Origin of the sequence: Cellulosilyticum sp. ST5 (assembly GCF_046529625.1) — a bacterium.
Classification (GTDB): Bacteria; Bacillota; Clostridia; order Lachnospirales; family Cellulosilyticaceae; genus Cellulosilyticum; species Cellulosilyticum lentocellum.
Genome location: NZ_CP132338.1, coordinates 3906268 through 3926280, shown reverse-complemented (window position 1 = coordinate 3926280; position 20013 = coordinate 3906268). Strand labels below are relative to the sequence as shown.

Annotated in this window: 22 protein-coding genes; 6 read left to right on the top strand and 16 right to left on the bottom strand. The window is 33.5% G+C overall.

Annotated elements, in window-relative coordinates; all coding sequences use genetic code 11:
* Nucleotides 1-3 precede the first annotated feature (3 nt).
* Nucleotides 4-756: an SDR family NAD(P)-dependent oxidoreductase gene (locus QTL86_RS18915; RefSeq protein ID WP_410495736.1), complete on the top strand. Its 753-nt coding sequence runs from the start codon at nucleotides 4-6 to the stop codon at nucleotides 754-756.
* A gap of 51 nt (nucleotides 757-807) precedes the next feature.
* Here the strand turns inward: QTL86_RS18915 and QTL86_RS18910 are convergent, their stop codons facing one another.
* The 6 genes from QTL86_RS18910 to QTL86_RS18885 form a co-directional block, all read right to left on the bottom strand.
* The gene (locus QTL86_RS18910; protein ID WP_127065011.1) at nucleotides 808-1695 is read right to left on the bottom strand and encodes a DMT family transporter; all 888 of its coding nucleotides are present in this window, start codon (nucleotides 1693-1695) and stop codon (nucleotides 808-810) included.
* Between the two features lie 253 nt (nucleotides 1696-1948).
* Nucleotides 1949-2479, bottom strand: coding sequence for an RtcB family protein (locus QTL86_RS18905; protein ID WP_410495735.1), 531 nt, complete (start codon nucleotides 2477-2479; stop codon nucleotides 1949-1951).
* Between the two features lie 5 nt (nucleotides 2480-2484).
* On the bottom strand, nucleotides 2485-2664 hold the full coding sequence (locus QTL86_RS18900) for a hypothetical protein (protein ID WP_410495734.1): 180 nt from the start codon (nucleotides 2662-2664) through the stop codon (nucleotides 2485-2487).
* The gene (locus tag QTL86_RS18895) at nucleotides 2661-3011 is read right to left on the bottom strand and encodes a hypothetical protein (protein ID WP_410495733.1); all 351 of its coding nucleotides are present in this window, start codon (nucleotides 3009-3011) and stop codon (nucleotides 2661-2663) included. The genes QTL86_RS18900 and QTL86_RS18895 overlap by 4 nt, the downstream gene beginning before the upstream one ends.
* A gap of 547 nt (nucleotides 3012-3558) precedes the next feature.
* Nucleotides 3559-4428, bottom strand: coding sequence for a PhzF family phenazine biosynthesis protein (locus QTL86_RS18890; protein WP_410495732.1), 870 nt, complete (start codon nucleotides 4426-4428; stop codon nucleotides 3559-3561).
* Nucleotides 4429-4660: 232 nt separating this feature from the next.
* A complete protein-coding gene (locus tag QTL86_RS18885; RefSeq protein WP_410497328.1) occupies nucleotides 4661-4972 on the bottom strand; it encodes a hypothetical protein in 312 nt (103 codons plus the stop codon).
* On the opposite strand from QTL86_RS18885, the gene QTL86_RS18880 reads away from it, so the two are divergent.
* Complete coding sequence (locus QTL86_RS18880) at nucleotides 4893-5300, top strand: WYL domain-containing protein (protein WP_410495731.1); 408 nt, start codon at nucleotides 4893-4895, stop codon at nucleotides 5298-5300. The genes QTL86_RS18885 and QTL86_RS18880 overlap by 80 nt on opposite strands.
* Nucleotides 5301-5442: 142 nt before the next feature.
* Complete coding sequence (locus QTL86_RS18875; RefSeq protein WP_410495730.1) at nucleotides 5443-5664, top strand: hypothetical protein; 222 nt, start codon at nucleotides 5443-5445, stop codon at nucleotides 5662-5664.
* A 584-nt stretch (nucleotides 5665-6248) separates the two neighbouring features.
* Here QTL86_RS18875 and QTL86_RS18870 read toward each other — a convergent pair.
* Both QTL86_RS18870 and QTL86_RS18865 read right to left on the bottom strand, forming a co-directional pair.
* Nucleotides 6249-6512, bottom strand: a complete 264-nt coding sequence (locus tag QTL86_RS18870) for a sodium ion-translocating decarboxylase subunit beta (protein WP_013659129.1) — start codon at nucleotides 6510-6512, stop codon at nucleotides 6249-6251.
* On the bottom strand, nucleotides 6509-7240 hold the full coding sequence (locus tag QTL86_RS18865; protein ID WP_410495729.1) for an MBL fold metallo-hydrolase: 732 nt from the start codon (nucleotides 7238-7240) through the stop codon (nucleotides 6509-6511). Before QTL86_RS18865 ends, QTL86_RS18870 begins: the two co-directional genes overlap by 4 nt.
* A 380-nt stretch (nucleotides 7241-7620) precedes the next feature.
* Between QTL86_RS18865 and QTL86_RS18860 the strand changes: the two genes are divergently transcribed.
* Entirely contained in the window at nucleotides 7621-9099 is a 1479-nt protein-coding gene (locus QTL86_RS18860) for a DUF2828 family protein (RefSeq protein WP_410495728.1), read from the top strand.
* Between the two features lie 133 nt (nucleotides 9100-9232).
* Here QTL86_RS18860 and QTL86_RS18855 read toward each other — a convergent pair whose 3' ends face one another.
* Nucleotides 9233-9808, bottom strand: coding sequence for a TetR/AcrR family transcriptional regulator (locus QTL86_RS18855; RefSeq protein ID WP_410495727.1), 576 nt, complete (start codon nucleotides 9806-9808; stop codon nucleotides 9233-9235).
* 127 nt (nucleotides 9809-9935) lie between these two features.
* Between QTL86_RS18855 and QTL86_RS18850 the strand changes: the two genes are divergently transcribed.
* Together QTL86_RS18850 and QTL86_RS18845 are read left to right on the top strand one after the other, a co-directional pair.
* The gene (locus QTL86_RS18850; protein WP_127065021.1) at nucleotides 9936-10700 is read left to right on the top strand and encodes an ABC transporter ATP-binding protein; all 765 of its coding nucleotides are present in this window, start codon (nucleotides 9936-9938) and stop codon (nucleotides 10698-10700) included.
* Nucleotides 10690-11850, top strand: a complete 1161-nt coding sequence (locus QTL86_RS18845; protein ID WP_410495726.1) for an ABC transporter permease — start codon at nucleotides 10690-10692, stop codon at nucleotides 11848-11850. Before QTL86_RS18850 ends, QTL86_RS18845 begins: the two co-directional genes overlap by 11 nt.
* Nucleotides 11851-12624: 774 nt before the next feature.
* On the opposite strand, the gene QTL86_RS18840 is transcribed toward QTL86_RS18845, so the two are convergent.
* The 7 genes from QTL86_RS18840 to QTL86_RS18810 form a co-directional block, all read right to left on the bottom strand.
* Nucleotides 12625-14145 (bottom strand): hypothetical protein, encoded by a 1521-nt coding sequence (locus QTL86_RS18840; RefSeq protein WP_410495725.1) that lies wholly within the window; start codon nucleotides 14143-14145, stop codon nucleotides 12625-12627.
* Complete coding sequence (locus QTL86_RS18835) at nucleotides 14138-14689, bottom strand: RNA polymerase sigma factor (RefSeq protein WP_410495723.1); 552 nt, start codon at nucleotides 14687-14689, stop codon at nucleotides 14138-14140. Before QTL86_RS18835 ends, QTL86_RS18840 begins: the two co-directional genes overlap by 8 nt.
* A 238-nt stretch (nucleotides 14690-14927) precedes the next feature.
* Complete coding sequence (locus tag QTL86_RS18830; protein ID WP_410495722.1) at nucleotides 14928-16265, bottom strand: hypothetical protein; 1338 nt, start codon at nucleotides 16263-16265, stop codon at nucleotides 14928-14930.
* A complete protein-coding gene (locus tag QTL86_RS18825) occupies nucleotides 16262-16750 on the bottom strand; it encodes an RNA polymerase sigma factor (RefSeq protein WP_410495721.1) in 489 nt (162 codons plus the stop codon). Before QTL86_RS18825 ends, QTL86_RS18830 begins: the two co-directional genes overlap by 4 nt.
* Before the next feature lie 101 nt (nucleotides 16751-16851).
* Nucleotides 16852-18729, bottom strand: coding sequence for a M56 family metallopeptidase (locus QTL86_RS18820; RefSeq protein ID WP_410495720.1), 1878 nt, complete (start codon nucleotides 18727-18729; stop codon nucleotides 16852-16854).
* Between the two features lies 1 nt (nucleotide 18730).
* Nucleotides 18731-19102 carry a BlaI/MecI/CopY family transcriptional regulator gene (locus QTL86_RS18815; protein WP_013659140.1) on the bottom strand — a complete coding sequence of 124 codons (372 nt, stop codon included), beginning with the start codon at nucleotides 19100-19102 and terminating at the stop codon, nucleotides 18731-18733.
* A 351-nt stretch (nucleotides 19103-19453) separates the two neighbouring features.
* Nucleotides 19454-19885, bottom strand: coding sequence for a helix-turn-helix domain-containing protein (locus tag QTL86_RS18810; RefSeq protein WP_127065026.1), 432 nt, complete (start codon nucleotides 19883-19885; stop codon nucleotides 19454-19456).
* Nucleotides 19886-20013 lie beyond the last annotated feature (128 nt).

The window sequence follows — 20013 nt, the reverse complement described above, 5'->3', positions numbered from 1 at the left end:
TTTATGGAGAATGTTCTCATTACGGGTGGAACCAGTGGGATTGGTTACGCACTTGCAAGAATATTTGCGGCAAATAAATATAACCTTATACTTGTTTCTTCAAATTATGAAAACTTGAAGATAGCATCACAAAAACTTCAATCAGAATTTCCTGTAACAATAAATATTTTTGAACAGGATTTATCTGAGCTAAAGGCTGCTGAAAACCTTTATACCCGTATACAAGCTGAAAACATTAATGTGGACATATTAGTTAATAATGCTGGATACGGATTGGTCGGAGCAACAGAGCAAATTAACTTCCAGGATGATGAAAAAATGATGATTTTGAATATGTTAAGTCCTGTAGCGTTATGCAAATTATTTTTGCCTCATATGTACGAGAAACAACACGGTAGTATCCTGAATATTTCTTCAACCGGAGCATTTCAACCAGGGCCGTTTACATCTACCTACTTTGCAAGCAAGGCATTTGTTTTAAGTTATAGTAAAGCAGTACGTTTTGAAGCTAAAAAATATGGTGTACGAGTTTGTACGCTATGTCCGGGTGCAACGCGAACTAATTTTTTTACTCGCGAAGGAGCTGACTTGCCTAAAACTTCAATGTCTGCTAACGAAGTTGCTGAATATGCCTATTGGCAATTAATGAAAAACAAGTCAGTATTTATCCCTGGATTTATAAATCAGATAATGCAAGCATTTCCAACAAACATAAAAATGTTGGCAGTTGCAAAAATGAAAAAAGAAAAATTTTAAACGTTATCAACATTAAAATCTAACAGCTCCCTCATTTTAAATAGACAAAAATTATTCACTTATATTTATTTCTGCTTTTTTACTTCTATAAAGTTCACTTATATAGGTACTTCCTAAAATTAATATTCCTCCTACTATTTGTAGTGAGGTCATTTCTTCTCTTAATAAGAGGCTAGATAAAATAATGGCTGAAATAGGATCTATGTAACTAAAAGCTGCTATCGTTTGTCCACTTAGCTTTTGAAAAGCTCCAAAATAAATTAAGTAACCAATACCTGTATGTACAACGCCTACAACAATCAGTAAAATAATAGACCTACTATCCAGTTGACTTATATTAAATCCACCATTAAACAATACATAAGGTAAAATAGCTAGCGCTGCAAAACCAAGCTGCGGAACTGTGCTTTCTAGGCTAGTCACATCTTTAAGGAATTTATTCATAATCATTATACTGGCATATAAGACCGCAGCACCTATGCCATAAGCTATCCCAAGAAAATGATTTTGTCCTACTCCACTTTCTCCTGTACTAGTAATACATATCATCCCCAACATAGCCGCTAGAATACACACTATCTTAATACCTGATAAGCGTTCTTTTAAAATCAAAGGTGATAAAAACATGACTATAACCGGCGCAAAATAATAACAAATCGTTGCTGTTGCAATAGTTGTATACTTATATGCCTCAAACAAGAATATCCAATTGAGTCCTATGGCTATGCCTGAAGCAACTAAAATCCCTAAATTAGGCTTTATACGCTTCCAAGATAGTGGTTGTTTAAGGATAAAACTAGCTAAAATCAAGCATACACTTCCTATTACGCCTCTAGCTAAAGCAATCTGACTAGAAGAACAATTAATTGCTCTTACAAATAACCCAATACTACCAAATAGTATCATAACTAAAATCAAACTTATTTTGGTTCTTTTCACTTAGCTTCTCTCCCCTAATTTTTCTTTTGTTATGTAATAAGTCTATTATCTTGAGCTATAACTCCTTTATGACTACTACATAAAAGCATCTTTACGTTACTCTCGCACTAAAAATCTAAAACGTGATAAATATTTCTTATTATACTTTATTATTTATAATTTTCAAATTCTAATTCATAGGATTTGTATTTTGTCCATTATCTAGGTTGTTCTTTATTTTGTACAAAAAAGAGAGACTGCTAAGCAACCTCTCTTATCCTTTAATAACGCCTATGGTTTTCAATTTTTTAATCGGTGTAATTAAATCTAACTGATTTTCAATCACTTCATCAATATTCTTATATGCAAAACGGCACTCTTCTGCTACATCCTTCTTATTATTCTTACCTAATATAACTGCTTGCTCTTTTAAGTCACACATAACTTTCTCTACTGAATAAAGCTCTTTTGCTTTTGTTCTAGAATATACCCTTCCAGCGCCATGAGAGCAGGACTCAAAACTTTCTGCATTGCCTTTTCCTTCTACAATGTAACTATAAGACCCCATGGAACCAGGGATAATCCCTCTTTCTCCTGATCCTGCCCTAATAGCCCCTTTACGGTGAATCCAAACATTTCGACCGTAGTGAATTTCCATGGCTGCATAATTATGGTGAACGTTAAGCTTATTGGTATAAGTTACGTCTAAATCACAATGCTTTTTAAGCAGAGTTGTAACTTCTTGCATCACTGCTTCAAATATCTTTTCCCTATTTTCTTCCGCAAAATCTAAAGCCAAGTTCATATACTCTAGATATAAACGCCCTTCATCACTTTTAGCAGATAAAAAGCTAGATTATAACTTTCTGGTACGGAGCTATACCATCTTTGATTAAGCTCCTTGGCAATCTGATTAAAGTAGTCACCTATCTCTTTTCTAAAGTGACCACTACCTGTATGGATTATAATCTTTTGATTACTTGACTTCAAATAGTTTTTAACACTAACAGGTACAGAGGTAAAATAGGAGCATTTATGTAATTTTTTAGTCTCAATACTAATGTTCTCGTATTAATATCAATATAATCCTCATATTTTCTCAAATCATCTATGCTTTTACTTATCTCACCCTTAAAAATATCTAAAAATATAATATAGCTTACTTCTTGTTCTCTATATAAATCATCAAAGTTAGCTATTGATGCATTCATTAAATTAACCTTTACAGGTATATTTCCAAAGTCATCAGTAATGTATAAATCTAAGTCCTTAATAATTTCAGCTATGCTAATAAATTCTTTTCCGTTTGGACCAATTATCGATGGGCTCTTTTGCATACAAAAAGTAATTCATCATATTTTCCAAATTACCTTGTACAATATTTTGCATTTCATATTTTAATAAATCTTGTTTTTTGCCAGTAATCTTTTTTGCTTTTCCTAGTGTTGTATAATAAGCTTTTTAACTTTAGAAACATTCTGACCTATTGAATCAAAATTATCTTGTTGCGATTTTAGCACATCATACAATTGCACAGTTGCTTTCGATTGATATATGTATTCATGTGAGATATATTCTACAACTTTGTCATATCTGTCTTTATTGTCCGTTATAAAACATTTATTTAATACTTTTGAAAGATTATCTGCAATGATATTAGGATACAATAAAGGCATTATTTTATCTGTAGAAATAGATAATATACTATCATGGTCATCATAATATTTAGTATCTTTACAATTTAACCTAGACAATTCACTATTTGCAAATCGAATGATACAATGTAGTAGGATTCGTTGTTGCCGATTTTGATTAATTAGTTCAATTGATTAAACATTGTGAACCGATTGATTTTTTTCTTCCTTACAATAATTACGCATGATGTTATATTTCAACCTCTATTTCAGACAAATTTAATGCTTTTCCACCGACTTTAACTTCAATAACTTCTTTATCTTTAGTTATCAAGTCAACGATTATTTCTGAAGGCTTTCCCATTGAATAACCTTGTTCAAAAACTATATGAGTGGCATGGTCAGATTTAATTTTACCATATTTAAACAGGTAACATGCAAGGGCACCATTAGATGTGCCAGTTGCAGATTCTTCAGTAATTCCATAGAGTGGTGCCAAATTCCTACAATAGGCATTTGAGCTGTTAAGTGACTCAAGTGTGAAGATATGATAACCAATTGTATTATATTTACTGCTAATTTTTGATACCATTTCTATATTGGGTTTTATAGCATTTACCATATCTATATTTTTAATAGGTATAAGAATATCTCTAAGACCAGTAGATACGATTTGTATTGGTAGCTCTTCAATCATTTCAGCTGTTGTAATGTTTAGCGAATCTGCGACCTCTTGCTTTCCTATTGTTTGATAATAACTTGGAGTATTTTGATTCATCATAATTGATAAATCTTCCTTTAATTCTACACTTAAAACTCCTGCTTTGGTTTCTTGAAGGTATTTACCTGGTTTTATACATCCTTGACTTAATAGTGTACTGAATGTTGCTATCGTAGCATGTCCACAAATATCAACTTCATTATTAGGTGTAAAAAATCTTACCTTAAAGTCTGCAAAGTTTGACTTCATGACAAAGGCAGTCTCACTAAAACCAATTATACCAGCAACCTTTTTCATGTCATCTTCTGATAGAGCCTCTGCATTAAATACAACTCCAGCAGGATTTCCTCCCTCTATACATTTTGCAAATGAATTTAATGTATAAACTTTCACCTTCATAAATTATTTCTCCTTAAGGTTCTATATAAATTTATCATTTTACTAAATTATTAATGTGTCGCATTTGAATACAAACAAGAATAACTTTTTAAAAAATAATACAATTAATTGCGTAATTTTACCATACTAATTTAAGGTAACTTTTATAAATCAGTATTATGTGGTGCATAGACAGTAGCATGAAGTGATTTTACTATCTAATCCTTATATAGTTTAATCCAATCTAAGAGCTTCAAAGTTCAACACCTTTTAAATGTGCCTTTTTAGTTATTTGATGAAGCTGGCCGAGCAATATTTCATACTTTTCTTGAAGTTCCTTTTGAGAAGTTTCCAATTCATTAATTTTAATTTCTTTCGCAACGATTACTGCTTTAAGTCTACTAATTTCACTGTTTGCTTTTTCTAAACTCTTTTCAAATCTTATAGAAGGTTCTTCCTTAACAGGCTTTACTTTAATTGTTTTCTTGTACTGGCATACCTTATTTAGTTTCAACAAAGCCTTTACATGTTGCTTACTAAATGTCGAAGCAGAATATCCTGTCATCTCAATTAATTTCTTTTTAGTAACCTCTGCACTATCATTCTTTAATTCATCTATTATAGATATTCACTTTAGCCATACTTTAGATGACATCATTTTATATGAACTTTTAATGGCAATAGCTCATCATAAACATGTAGAAATAACTCATCCAGGCTCTAAGCTAAGTACTGTATTACCTCTTAAAATAGTAGATAACGTAAACCAAGGTAGGCGTTATGTCATGGCTTATTCTTATAAATCCAGAGAATACAAGTTCTTTAGGCTAGATCGCCTTGTAGCTGCTTCCACCTTAAATACTATAGCAAACACTTCCTATCCTACTCATTAACCTTAGCTCAATTCAAGAAATAACTGCTCTCAAAACGTATTTTAATCCAAAGGAGATTGAAGCTTCTGTTCAAGCTTATAAATGTGAGGAACCTCTCTACTTTGAACTGAGTAATGCTAGAAAAGGCTTTGACCGTGTGTTTATGCATCTTTCAAATTATGAAAGAATAACAGAGTTTAATGATGAAACACATACCTGTTTTGTTCAGCTCTTTTATTATCCTTTTGATGAGGAAGAACTTATTAATATCCTTATTTCCTTCGGCCCTGTCATCAAAGTTATTAGTCCTGCAAGCATTCGAAATAAATTGATACAACGTATTAATACCCAGCGCTTACTTTTTAGAGGATCCACTCAATCTTAGCTATCGCAAATATTTTTTCATGATATTTTAAAAACATTTGAATATACTATACATATAAGGTTGCTTACAGCAAACATGCACTCACCTTTTAAGTGAAACCGCAAAGGCAACCTGTTATTTAAAGGCACATGCAGCTACTCATTAGGATCTTGCGATCATATGATCTTGCTGGTTCGAGTCCAGCCTAATACTTATGGTATTAGTGGCGGAATTTGGTAAACGCACAAGTTTAAAAGCGTGCCTTGTGAACATATTTAAAGGTACTTACAGCCACTTAAAATTTTCTAGGTTGAAAACAAAAATGTACCTTGAAAGGTAGTATAAAGACATGAACAGCCATGTTCTTATTTAGGAGTTTAGAGGTTGTGAGTTGAAATCTCACCTATAATAGCTCTTTTCTAGAAGGACCACTATTATGGTAGCTCAAAAGATTAGGAGCTCTGGCTATAAATAATAATGTCTTGTTTACTACTATAATAAAATAGCTGAAAGACACTGACAGCCAAAAAAGATTGGTTAAGCTCACTTCTCCTCTTGGGGATTTGAGGGGTTCGATTCCCTTTACTTTAAAAGTGCCTTGAAGGCTATTTTTTTATTTTCTTGTAAATAAATATTCCCATTCCTACTACAAGTATCAATCCACAAACTGTTATGGCTACTGCCTCTAAAGACACTGAGCTACTTACAAATATAGCTGTAGGGCCATCAGCCCCTCCAATAATGGCAATAGATGCTGACTCCTTGCCATTCTCATTTAGTATAAATACCATACTTATGATGCTTATTACTACTAAACCTATTATGGTAAGAACGATTCCTTTTTTATTAGTCCATTTATTATCTCTCATTGGTCCATCTCCTTATATCTCTCAACGATTCTAAAACCTTCCTTTAATATCTCCGCTTTAGTAATGTGCTTATCCAAATGCATACAATATACCTTATTTCTATATGGTTCCTCTATCATCTCTTTTAGCTTCTTCAATGACATATGACTATTCTTTTCATAATCTAGCCCACAAGTATCATGATAAATAACATCTATCTGTCCATTTTTCAGTCCTTGTATTACCTCAGTAGATAATTGATTAGCATCTCCGCTATAATAGAGTGTTTTCCCTTGTATCTTCAATATGAATCCATAAGCCTCTATAGTGTCTACATGCGTCACTGGTATATGCCTAATACCTATTTCACCTAAATACTGATCCTGTATATAGATTTCCTGATTCTCATCATTGATAGCTAAGAGCTCATACATTTCTCCACTCACACCTACTGACTCTAAAAACTTCGTTATATGCTCTTTATGAGGGTATATAATAGTAGCTTTTTTACCTAGCAAATAATAAAAATAAAAAATAACCTCGCCTACGCTTCCTACATGATCTGGATGTGTATGTGTGATAATCATGTAGATCTGATTAACACCTTCCAATAATTTCTGCTTTTGAAGTTCATGAAACACTGTACCGCCACAATCTATCAAAAGCATTCTATCCTCTTTCTTAATATAAGCACTGGTATTCCCTAGGTCTGTGTTAAATGCACTACCGATTCCAATAAACTTCAACATTTCACACCTCGCAAACTTTTTTTCATGAATTTTCTATCAACTAGCTTTATTATAAGCCTACAAGGTTACTTACAGCAACTTTTCTCACCTGTTAAGTGAAAAAACAGTAACCTGTTCTATAAAGGCACATGCAGCCATATATTAAGTTGTCACTAGTTCGATTCTAGTCTAGTAAGGAAATATCTTTATTAGTAGCTCAGTTGGTAGAGCACTGCAAACTAGTGCCTTGTATCTAAAGACGCCTTATCAGCAACCAACCTTATTGCTCCAAACTTTAAGTCCACGTCAGGAGTATTCCTTAGAGAATATTAAGGGTTCGAATCCCGATGCAATTGTGGAGGGCGTCTTGAATTTATTTTTTAATCAAGGAGATGATTTTTATGAAAAACAAGTTTTTATCATTCTTACAAAAGGAAACGAATATTACATATACAGAAAATGGAACAACTGCTCTTAAAACAACTAATAGCAGCCTTCTTGACCTCTTTGGTACTATCGGTAGTCTTAGAGCATGTGATGAAAGTGAAATTGAACGACTCTTTAGCGCTGCCTTAGCAGAAGATACTTTACTTGCTACTAAAATGGCCTTTTATGCACGTAATATCCGTGGTGGACTCGGTGAACGTCGTACCTTTAGGGTTATTCTTAAATATTTAGCTACATTAGCACCTGAAATAGTGATTAAGAATTTTGATGCTATTGCTTTATTAGGCCGTTATGATGACTTCTATACCTTAGTAGATACACCAGTTGAAGAAGCTATGTGGACTTATCTCAAGGAACAATTCACTCTAGATCTAGGGAACTACCATGCCAACGAGCCTATTAGCTTATTAGCTAAGTGGTTAAAGTCTGTCAATGCTAGCTCTGATGATACAACACGCCTTGGTAAGTTAACTGCCAAAAGACTTGGTCTTTCTGAAAAAGCTTATAGGCAAACACTCTCTAAACTTCGTAAGTATATTGATGTAACAGAAGTAAAAATGTCTGGTCAAAACTGGAGCGAGATTGCTTATGGACATGTACCTTCAAGGGCCATGTTTATCTATCACAAGGCCTTTAAAGCTCATGATGAAGAAGGCTTCACGAATTACTTAAACGCTGTTATCAAAGGTGAAGCTAAAGTTAATGCAAGCACCTTATATCCTTATGATATCTTAGAGCAACTTGGACTATCTGAACGTAGCTCAAACTTCTCTTTTCATCACTATGATGCTTTGTTAGAGGAGCAATGGAAGAGCCTTCCTAACTATGTGACAGGTGAGCAGAATGTACTAGTTATGGCTGATACTTCTGGCTCTATGAGAGGGCGTCCTATCCACTCCTCTATTGGTCTAGCACTTTACTTTGCTGAACGTAACAAGGGTGCTTTTAAAGATACTTTTATGACGTTCTCAAGTAGGCCTTCTTTAATTAAAGTAAAGGGCAATACTCTCTATGATAAAATTAAATGCATACCTGCTATTGTGGAGAATACAGACCTAGAAGCTGCTTTTAATCTTATTTTAACTGTTGCTGTAAAAAATAAGCTTAGTACAGATGAACTTCCAGCTTCTTTGGTTATTATTACTGATATGGAATTTGACTTTGCAACAAATGCTAGAGGCAACTGGACCTTCTACGATAGCATGGTGAAAAACTATGCTGCTCATGGCTATGCTATGCCTAATGTTATCTTCTGGAATGTCAACTCTAGAAATGATGTGTTTCAGGTTACTTCAAACTATAAAGGCGTCCAAATGGCTAGTGGTCAGTCTCCATCCGTCTTCAAGTCAATCTTAGCCAACATTGGTAAGACCCCTTATGATGCAATGCTATCTGTGTTAAATGATCCTATGTATGACTTAATCACTGTCTAAATTATCTTATTCATGCATTGTACTAGTAACACAAAAGGGCGATACTAGCATTAATTTGTTAGTATCGCCCTTTATGTATTTTTATGATAAATCTATCTCAATAGCTTTCTTTCATTTCATACACTATTAGTTTTTAAATTCTTGCTAGTTGTTTGACAGAGGTCAATGGCCCCTTTAGATTAGCCATTTGTACAACCTTTGCTAATTGAGTAGGTGGTATATCTTTTTTATTTTCTATCCAATATCTTATCAATCCTAGTTGTGCACTTGCAATGTATTCCAGTAAATATCTTTGTTCTATAGATAACTGATTTTCCTCTATTCCTAACTTATCTAATGCTACTCGTTTACCACATTCTTTAATTTTCCTTTGTAATGTAACATCTGGCTTTTTTGCAATAAATAGTGTCATCATCTCCTCATGATTTTCAAACAATTGATTCATTATTATAGATATTTCTTCTAAGTTTCCATTCATAAAACCTTCTATCATCCTTGATATAATGCCTATTACTTCTTCAAAAATCTGTTCTTGTACTTTGGCTAATAGGTCATAAATATCTTGATAATAGTAATAAAAGGTCCCTCTATAGATTTTAGCTTCCCTTGTAATTTCACCTATTGTAATTTTTTCTATCCCTTTTTTTTCATAAAGCTTTAAAAATGCGTTTAATATTTTTATTCTTGTAATCTGTGTATCCTTTACCATCTTAGATTACCTACCTATCCAACATTTTCTTAACAATTGTCTATTTTGTTTTTATTCTATCTTATTTATTATAACCATATACCAACTCCAGATTGGAATCAACATTAATTGTAAAGAAGGCGATCTAATGTCTATGTTAACCACCCCTACTATATGCCTAGAGCATATTAATAAGTCCTTTGGCAAAAATCAAATCCTATTTGATATTTCTCTAACTATTCCTGAAGGTTGTATATATGGCCTTTTAGGCCCCTCTGGTTGTGGGAAAAGTACTTCTGTTAAAATCATGGCTGGTATTTCTAAACAAGACTCCGGAAAAGTCTATATATTAGGCCAGGAAATGCCAAATCTAATGCTCATGTCCCAAATAGGATATATGTCTCAGTCTAGCGCCCTTTATCCCACACTTTCTGGCTACGAAAATCTAAAGTTCTTCGGAAGCTTATATGGTTTTAATAAACAGCTCCTTCAAGAAAGAATTGAATATGTATCCACCCTTGTTAACTTAACCGACTATCTACCTAAATATGTTTCCACCTATTCTGGTGGCATGAAGCAAAGACTAGCTTTAGCTATTTCACTCTTAGCTAATCCCAAAGTTCTCATTCTTGATGAGCCCACGGTAGGAATAGACCCTCTTCTTAGATATAGTATTTGGGAGGAATTATATAAGCTTGCTGAGCAAAAGATAACTATTCTTATTACAACTCATGTTATGGATGAAGCTGCTAAATGTCATGAGCTAGCTATGATGTATAATGGCACGATCCTTGCTGCGGGTACTCCTGAACAAATTCTAGAAAAAGCTCAAGTTACTAATATAGAAGATGCCTTTATCTATTTTGGCAAATCTCATATTTCTTCAAAGGAGGTCCTTTCCTATGAGAATTAAAGCTTTAACTACAAGAATTCTAACTCAAGTCACCCATGATAAGAGAACCATTGCTCTTATTCTTATTGCTCCCCTTGTTATCTTAAGCCTTGTTTATTTCATCCTTAATTCTGAAAGTAACAGTTATAACCTTGGTATTGTTGCAGCTCCTGATGCTTATATTGAAGAACTTACTCATAATGATGATTTGGATATCAAGCTTACCTATCTTAAAAGTAAAGATATCCCAAATGCTATAAAAAATAAAGAAATCCTCGCAGCCATTGATATGAATTCAAGTATGACTGAGGCCAAAATTTACTTAGACGGTACAAACAGTTTAGATGCTGAAAAAGTCCAAGCATTAGTAAAAAGTTCCGCTCTAAAAGTACTTCAAAATAATATGAAACAAAATGCTGAAGATACTAAAGAAAAGCTTAGCACTCTCTTAGATAGCCTCACTCAATTAAAGACTAAAATGCCTCAAGTGAAATTACAGGTTCCAGAAATAGATCTATCTGAGCTTAATATGACTGAGCCAAACTTTACTACTGACTATATTTATGGTGAAGAGGATACCTCTTTCTTTGATAACTTCGGAGCTGGGCTTATTGGGATTATTATCTTCTTCGTTGTCTTTCTAATTGCTGGCATTAATTTTCTTACTGAAAGAACTTCAGGCACTTTGGAAAAGCTCCTCTCTACACCTATCAAAAGGAGTGAAATAATCATCGGCTATGTATTTGGCTTTAGTTTATTAGCCTTGCTTCAAACGCTCCTGATTACTTTCTTTGTTATTTATGTTCTCGGTCTAAAAGTAGTCGGTAGTATATGGTACGTACTTCTTATTAACCTTTTAACCGCTATTACTGCCCTAACACTTGGTATTTTACTCTCTAGTTTAGCTAATAATGAATTTCAAATGGTTCAATTCATCCCTATTGTGATTCTCCCTCAAGTCTTTTTATGTGGCTTATTTAATTTATCAAATGGTTGGGAGATTGTCGGACTCTTGATGCCTCTTCACTATACAACTAATGCTTTAACAGAAGTCATGCTTAAAGGTAGTGGTTTTGAAAGGATTTGGCTAGACTGTCTCATCCTCTTAGGTTGTTCTTTAATATTCATGTTCTTAAATATACAACTACTTAAACGACAAAGAAGCTTGTAAAAGATTTTTGATTTTTTACTAGGGACTTCTCAAGTACGAGACATATATAGAAGTGTAAAAACAAATTAAATAATTTCCCACGGCATAATCACCGCAGCATCAACCTGAGGAACTGACCGGGTCAGCCAAGTCTCAATCTATTGTTATAGGTACCTCTGGACTTAAGGAAAATGTTCACTTGTGCGCTGACAGGGAGGCGCCACTTATAAGTTATGAAGTGTGTTTTTACATCTATTGCAGTACCAAAAATAAAGTTTCAACCAGAGTCCTAATGCCTTAGCTTCCTAATCATAAAGGGTGCACCGGCTAAGACTTTAAGGAGCTCCTCACTCATTGGTTTAGCTTTCACAACTGTCCTTAGTAGGCACCATGCTTGTCATAGTAGTGCTGAGGAGCCATTCTATGCCTTGTATAAGGTCTATTTAGGCAGTCATGAAAGTTTTCATCAAGGATCTGGAGCAAAAAAGCAAGAGCACATACACCGTTATGCTGTATGTGCTCTTGCTTTTTTGTATGTCTAAAAACCGCCTTTAAACTCACTATAAATCTCCGTATATGATTATAAGGATTATCCTCCCTATTTCACTATTACCTTAGGAGCAATTAATGTAGGTACTGAGTCTAACTTCATCCTATTTTCATTGACTCTTCACTTCCTCAACACGTTTTAAAGCTATACTACATTCATAACGGTATAATAAATTCCCTAGATTAATAATAAAGACCTAGAACGCCACTCTCCCCTTTACTCGCTGTTCTAGGTCCTTATTTATACTATTGTAAAGGAATTTCTACTCCTTCAAGCACTATACTTTGTACTTCTTCTATATTGATAAAATCATATACCAGCAAATCGCTGGCACTATCTATAGTCGGTGTTATAATCCCTTCGGTTAATCCTTCTGTTTTACTTAAATTTTGTCCCTCTTTATTTTCTCCATTTCTCACCACATTATAATACATATTAAATTTTATAATGCCTGTATTCATCCCCGTATTATTTAAATCAATTTTTGTACCGTCTTTCATTTTCAAATAAACTTCTTGTAAAGCTTCTATCTTTTTAGAACCTTTATAGCCTTCTAGAGTAGCGCCTAATGCTGATACTTCTACTTTTGTAATAGTTAACTTTTGTTTTTCGTTTTTAATGGTTTGACTCATATGTCTTGTTTTAGTCTGACTATTTTTATCCAGTTGAAACTCTACTTGCCACTTACCATCTAGGACATTTTCAAAATAATTATTCCCTACTTTAAATTTAAGATAAGGTAAGTCCTCTTTTTTAAACTGATTAAATACGTAGTAGTCTTTATTTAATGCTTCTTTCTCACTCCAATAGTGCTCACTCTGAGAAGGTTCATAGCTTTGGCCGGTTCTTTCATCTATCATTTCTATATACGTACTTTGATTTTCTATATTCACTTGATCATAATAACTTGTAATCAGTTCTATTCCTGTATCGCTAACATAAAAAGCATCTAGTTTTATTTCCTTAAAATCCTCCACTAGAATTTGATTAAGTCCTAAAGCACTTGTATAGCTTTTCCAAGGCTGTTTTATTTCTATTGGTGTTAGCTCCTCTAGTTTTATATCAGATACTTTGGACAAATTTCTCCATACTCTTATGCCACTTGCTTCTAGTGTTAGCTTTTGACCATATAACTGCTGGTTAGATGATAAATCTATGATACAATTCAGCTGCTTTTTATCTTCAGATAAGCTACTTTGTACTCCCCAGCCCATACTACTTAGTCTTTCTGTTTGTACTTGCATTTGTTTTACTTCACTACCCTCTTCGAAGGTACCTCCATCATCTTTAGTAAAGCTTGCTATAAACAATCCGGATTTTTTATCAATTAAAGCTCCTTCAGCAGTAAAAGTTAAGCCTTCAGCACTCATACTTTTTTCAATAGGTTGTACTTGATCTTTAAACGGAAAAAACTCACCAAATATATCTTTTAAAGTAGGATTATAATTAACTGCTGCTACAGTTCCTACAACTAAAGCTGCTGCTACTAACGGAATCAGTATTCTCTTTGTAAGCTGTCCTCTACCTCCTTTTCGCTTAGCCCCATTACTTCTCTCATTTGTTTCTAAATGTATACTGTTGTTCTCTTTATATGTTTCATCAGGTACGCGCTTATCCTCTGACATTTTCCCTATATTCCTAGTTGCTAAAGCTTTTATGCGATCTATTGAAACCTGCGGTACTTCCCTTATTTCTGCCTCATCCATAACCTCTTCCATTAAATCCTCTTGTATATCTTCCATAAGCTCAGTTAACTTCTTATTCATATGCCACACCCCTTTCTTTCAGTGCACGTTCTAGCTTCTTCTTTCCCCTAAACAGCTTAGTTCCTACTGTCTGTACGTTTAAATGAAGGATTTCTGCTATGTCGATTATTTTTTCCATATAGAAATATCTTCTTATAAAAATTTCTCTATCCGGCTCTGGCAATGTATTAAGTGCTGCCAACACTAGCTTATTGTCCTCTTCCTGCACTAAGCTATCTTCTGGGGTTTCATAATCTATACTGTCTTCTTCTAATGGGATGAACTCCCTTCTTCCTTTACTTCTCATGAGATTAATAGTATGATTTCTAGCCATCGCACCTAGATAAGCTTTAAGCTTTCCTGCTTCTATCTCTAATGTTCTTTGCTTCTGCCAAACTTTAATAAATACGTCTGCACAGAGTTCTTCTATCTCTGTTGTTTGTAACATACCTGATGAAACTTTCATAATAACCCGTACTAAATAAGCCCCATACTCATCTATTAACTGCTCATAGCAAATCATATCGCCACTTTGTATGCCTTTTATGATTTCTTCTTCCTTCATGTTGTCCTCCTCTAATTTTCTCTTATACTTATATAGACAACTACGATAGTTACTTCATTCCCTATTTATAAAAAAATAATACGATTAATTCAAGCATATTTTACCATATATTCCTGTACTGCAATTTTAAAGCTTATCGCTTATTTTTTGTACTAAAAAAGGCATCCTTTTCTTAGGATGCCTTGCTATAATCTCTATATTAGATATTATTTATTCAAATAGCCCACTTCACTTACTGCTATCTCTTTCTAATTACTATGCTCATTCCTGAAGGCATTTCACTATTCTCATTTTGCTCTGCCTCTTCTAGGGCCATGAGCAATTGACCATTTGCTATATCTTCAGGAGTTACATTATCAATCATAACCAACATTTCTTTGGTTTCAGAAAACAATCCATAGCTTTTAAACTCATAACCTTCTTCCTTTAAGATAGCATAAGACTCTTTTAATATTCCTTCCAGGTTTTTAGCCGATGTATCAGTTAGTTCTGTTCTAATAGAAATAAACATATTAGAAGTTAACTCCTTATTAAAGGACATATCTAATACAATACTTTTCTCTAATGATTCTCTCTCACTCTTCTCTAATCTCTCAGGATCCACAAAGTCTACCATAGTAGTATTGTCCTCTAACTGAGGTATCCTGGATAAAAGTGAAATGACTTCTTTTGCACAGGTTTCTCCTAGTCTATCTCTTGTATTAAACTTGCCATGTACATAACTCTCATACCCATCATACTGTATTGTCCCTTTTCTATACTCTATTGTGAAATGAGTATCTATGCTAGTTTTCGAACTCACATTGACCATATAGTTATTAAATTTGAAATTATAACGAGCCTTTCCGACTTCCAAATCTAACTTTGGGTATTTCTCAGCTACATACGCTTCAACCTTATGAGTGGCAAAAGCTGCTGAGATAGGATTACCAAGTAAATCATTAGCACCCCATAGAACTATTCCCATAAGAGAAATCCCTAATACTCCTGCAATAAATCTTTTTATCCATGGCATCGTCTGCTTAGACTCCTTTCCAAAAACATATCCAAATAAAGCACCAATAGCCGTACCTATTCCCACTAAAATCGTATAAATAATACTTAGAAACAGAGGCATGATAAATAATTCTGGCATACGGCCTAACCATTCTATGTCCTCTAAAAGGCTTTGAATGATAATACCTAGATAAGACAATGTAAAGATTCCTACTGGTACCCAATAGTATTTCTTTCTTAGTAAGACACATCCTGCTATCCCTATACATGGCATAATAAGTACGTTATAAAGCATACCTTGAGAGTTAGATAAGTAAATGCCTAATAACCCACCTATAATTAATATAATAAGCCCTATGGAAATGATCTTACTTTTTATATTACTAATAACCTTTCGGTCATCTACTTTATACTCCCTATCTATCTCTTCACTACTAAATAATGCTTTGCAGCTTTCACAGTTTTCTATATGCTTAGCAACTAACATCTCACTATCATCACTGGCTACTTTGTCTTTTACTAGGGGCATCAAATCTAAGCAAACATTACAATTAATCTCTACGTCTTCTATTTTTTTCATCCAAATCCCTCCTCTAATAACTTCTCCTTTAGCCATCGTTTAGTTCTAAATTCTATTACCCTAGCTGAGTTTTCCGATATACCTAACTTTTTACCTATTTCAGCGAATGCATAGCCTTCTGCTCTCATATAACTAATTTGCTTTGTTCGCTCATCCTTTTCCCCTAAAAGTTCATTAATCCTTTTTATAATTTCCTTATCTATAAAAGCTTGCTCTATTCCATCTGTTACATAAATTTCAAACAATGCACTACTATCTATATCTTTATTTTGCCTTCGTAGCTGCTGTAACCATACATTCCTCGCGATTCCAAATAGCCATGTCTTTATAGAGGCATCACCTCTATATGTTCCTATCCTTCTAATGGCAATCACGAATATCTCTGAAAGTAAATCCTCCGAAAGGGCTGGATTATGTGTTAAACTTACTAAATATCTAAAGACATCTTCCTTATACATTTGATACAGCTGTTCTATCTCTAACACTTAACCCCTCCTCTCTCTTTATAAGTCACACTTTTAAAGACTTTGTTACAACAAAAATAAAAAATAAGTAACTTGTTTCCAAGCTCTTATTTTTTATAGAACTACTTATTTAAAATAGTTAGGTTCTTATCCATATCTGGATAGAAGTAACTTCTACCTTCCTGGCTATTGGCTTCTCCAGCTATGGTGTAAAATTGTATGTTCTTTGTATCTATGCCCATTACTAGCTTTATGTAATAAGTTATATCGTCTACATTGATATTAGTCTTTACACCCTTTATGATTTCTAGCGCGCTAGCCGTAATAGTACTTATATCTCCATCGTTTAATATCTTGCTTAAGAAGGCACTCATGACGTATTGTTGCATTTGAATACGTCCAACATCACCGTTTATATAACCTTTTCTATATCTTAAAACCCCTAATACATCGCTTCCATTCAATTTTTGAAGCCCTGCTTTAATATTAATGTTAAGTCCCTGAGCACTATCCCTATAATACATATCTTGCGGTATATCTAATTCTAATCCGCCTATACTATCAATTGTTTTTTCCACAGCTGTAAAGTCTATAATAACATAGCTTGCAATCTGAATATTTAACATTTCTTCTATTTCTTTTACAGCTAATTGTTCTATGTATTGTCCCTGGCTATAGGCATACATCTCTCCTATTTTACTTACAGAAACAGATTCTGGCTTTAGTAAATTACTTTGTTCTTCATCCCACTCAATCTTTGTATCTCTAGGAATAGAAACAATTCTTACTTCATCTTGATTATCATTAAAATTCACTACAAAAATAGTATCTGTTCGTGTACCATCCGCATCAAGACCAAACACTGCTATATTGTTTGCTCCCGGTAACTTAGTAGTTTCGTTAGTATCCTTATTACTTTGCTGAGCACTAGGTATGGCGCCTCCATCTTTCTTTGGTATAGCATTAGTTAAACAAACTAAAATAACCCCCACCAAAAGAAGCCCTCCTATAATAGAAACTCCTAACTTATGCTTTTTAAACATTGTAATTTTTATAATTCTCTCTTTTATGTGATTAGGATTTTCTCCCATTCCCTGTACTAGATATTGCTGGTTTTTAGGTGTAAAAACTATATTTAATAATGTATTAGCATACTGCTTTCTGTTAACTCCTAAAGCCATTACTCTCTCATCACAAGCTATTTCCATATCTTCTTTCATTAATTTCATAGCCAGCCATGCTAGAGGATTAAACCAATGAAATGCTACTGCTAAAATTTGAAGATAAGTTACCTTGTTATCTCTATACTTCAAGTGAATTAATTCATGATATAACATCATTTCTACTTCTTCTATACTAAACCCTTCAGGTATACAAATGATTGGCCTTAAAAAGCCAAAGATCATTGGGTACTTCCCTTTAACCATACTAATATCAGCATGAATATGTACCTTTTCTTTGATCTGCTGTGCACGTATAAGAATTTTTTCATCTGTTACCTTTTCTGCACCTTTTAATTCTTTCTTTAATTTACAATATCCGTATCCAAAATAACCAATTACCACTATACTCCCTAACAGCCATATAAGTAGCAGTATTAAGCTTACTGTCTCGCTAAGTAAGCTGTTCCTTAGTGGGCTATTATTATTGAACATATCCGCTTCTGCCTTCATAGCTTGTCCAGACTCTTCATTAGCTGTTGTAATTATAATATCTTTTTCAGGACTAAATTCAGCCTCTAATAACACCTCTTCCTGTAAATTGGAAGCATTTGATGTATTCAGCCTAGCACTTGATATTCCTGTATCAAATAAGTTAAAAATGCTTATTTTGCTACTCGGTAATACTGGTACAATTAACCTAATTAAAACTACAATCCACAAACCGTATATTAGGCTTCTTTGTATTTTCCCTTTAAGTAACACTCTTAATAGCAGTATAATTCCAATAATGCCGCTAGCCATTAAACTCCAACTTAAAATCTCCCCTATGACATTCATACTATTCCTCCTCTATTTTATCAATGAGCTTACGTAATTCTTCCTGCTCTTTTTCTGTTAACTTTCCCCTTTTAGCAAAAGCAGTAACTAACATCCCCATAGACCCTTCAAATACTGTATTAATTAAATTCTTAGCTTCTTTTATTTGACACTCTTCTTTCTGAACTAAGGGATAATACTTAAAAGTACTAGTTGTTTTATCTGCATCAATAAAGCCTTTCTCCATTAATCTCACAATAAGTGTGCGTACTGTGGTATTAGACCAAGCTTTTTCTTTTTTTAACTCCTCTATAATTTCTTTTAAACTCAATGGGGACAGCTCCCATAATACATGCATGATTTTCCATTCTGCTTCTGTAATATTCTTTTCCATACTAACCTCCATTACCTTTCTTCCTCTAGATGTTCAAGCTAATCCTACTGTAATAATTCTTATCATTACAACTAAACTCATTAGCATAGTCTTTAGAAATAATTTCTTTAATTTTTTAGACTATAGCTTATTCTCCTTCTATCACTCTTTATCTAATAGATACCAACACCAACTACAGTTGTAGTTGTTTATAGACTACAACTGTAGTTCATTATTGTCAATACTATTCTATCATTTATGTATAATTACCTATAATATATTTTAAGAGCGATAAATAAAAAAGCACTTCATAATGAAGTGCTGTAAGTTAATAAACCCGCTATTTGTTTAGTTGATATTTCTCCTCAGCCTCTATTCTTTCGGAATAATGACTTCTGTTTCTGTCACCACCGTCGTAGTTTTGATATTTTGAAAACTATTAAATGATACCATGCCTACTATAACCAATATGATATTTATGACTACAATGGTAGTAATAACAATTATAATACTTTTCCAAATAAGATGAGCACGACGATTTTTTATAGCAAGTTGCTCATTTATCCTAGATAATTGCTCTGCTACAATATTAATATCTTTTTCATCCTCTAACTTAGAACCCAGTAGCTCACTTACTGATACGTCAAAGAGTGCCGCAATTTTGATTAATATATCTGCATCAGGTACAGAAAGTCCTTTTTCCCACTTTGAAATCGTCTGACGAACTACATTTAATCTAATAGCAATTTCTTCTTGTGTAAATCCTTTTGTTTTCCTTAATGCTTTTAGGTTTTCACTAAACACAAGTAATCCCTCCTTTGCTATTTTTAATAGTAATCTATACTTAACTGTTGCTACAAGCAACGCATATTAACATTACAAAAAATAGGTACATCCTTCATTATATGCTCTAAAATTATTAACTCTTTAGC

Bases quoted from the DNA above. Each gene is read 5' to 3' on its own strand.
- QTL86_RS18915 (WP_410495736.1), top strand. From the start codon at position 4: ATGGAGAATGTTCTCATTACGGGTGGAACCAGTGGGATTGGTTACGCA.
- QTL86_RS18905 (WP_410495735.1), bottom strand. From the start codon at position 2,479: ATGAACTTGGCTTTAGATTTTGCGGAAGAAAATAGGGAAAAGATATTT.
- QTL86_RS18895 (WP_410495733.1), bottom strand. From the start codon at position 3,011: ATGCAAAAGAGCCCATCGATAATTGGTCCAAACGGAAAAGAATTTATT.
- QTL86_RS18890 (WP_410495732.1), bottom strand. From the start codon at position 4,428: ATGAAGGTGAAAGTTTATACATTAAATTCATTTGCAAAATGTATAGAG.
- QTL86_RS18885 (WP_410497328.1), bottom strand. From the start codon at position 4,972: ATGACAGGATATTCTGCTTCGACATTTAGTAAGCAACATGTAAAGGCT.
- QTL86_RS18875 (WP_410495730.1), top strand. From the start codon at position 5,443: ATGCATCTTTCAAATTATGAAAGAATAACAGAGTTTAATGATGAAACA.
- QTL86_RS18870 (WP_013659129.1), bottom strand. From the start codon at position 6,512: ATGAGAGATAATAAATGGACTAATAAAAAAGGAATCGTTCTTACCATA.
- QTL86_RS18865 (WP_410495729.1), bottom strand. From the start codon at position 7,240: ATGTTGAAGTTTATTGGAATCGGTAGTGCATTTAACACAGACCTAGGG.
- QTL86_RS18860 (WP_410495728.1), top strand. From the start codon at position 7,621: ATGAAAAACAAGTTTTTATCATTCTTACAAAAGGAAACGAATATTACA.
- QTL86_RS18855 (WP_410495727.1), bottom strand. From the start codon at position 9,808: ATGGTAAAGGATACACAGATTACAAGAATAAAAATATTAAACGCATTT.
- QTL86_RS18850 (WP_127065021.1), top strand. From the start codon at position 9,936: ATGTCTATGTTAACCACCCCTACTATATGCCTAGAGCATATTAATAAG.
- QTL86_RS18845 (WP_410495726.1), top strand. From the start codon at position 10,690: ATGAGAATTAAAGCTTTAACTACAAGAATTCTAACTCAAGTCACCCAT.
- QTL86_RS18840 (WP_410495725.1), bottom strand. From the start codon at position 14,145: ATGAATAAGAAGTTAACTGAGCTTATGGAAGATATACAAGAGGATTTA.
- QTL86_RS18835 (WP_410495723.1), bottom strand. From the start codon at position 14,689: ATGAAGGAAGAAGAAATCATAAAAGGCATACAAAGTGGCGATATGATT.
- QTL86_RS18830 (WP_410495722.1), bottom strand. From the start codon at position 16,265: ATGAAAAAAATAGAAGACGTAGAGATTAATTGTAATGTTTGCTTAGAT.
- QTL86_RS18820 (WP_410495720.1), bottom strand. From the start codon at position 18,729: ATGAATGTCATAGGGGAGATTTTAAGTTGGAGTTTAATGGCTAGCGGC.
- QTL86_RS18815 (WP_013659140.1), bottom strand. From the start codon at position 19,102: ATGGAAAAGAATATTACAGAAGCAGAATGGAAAATCATGCATGTATTA.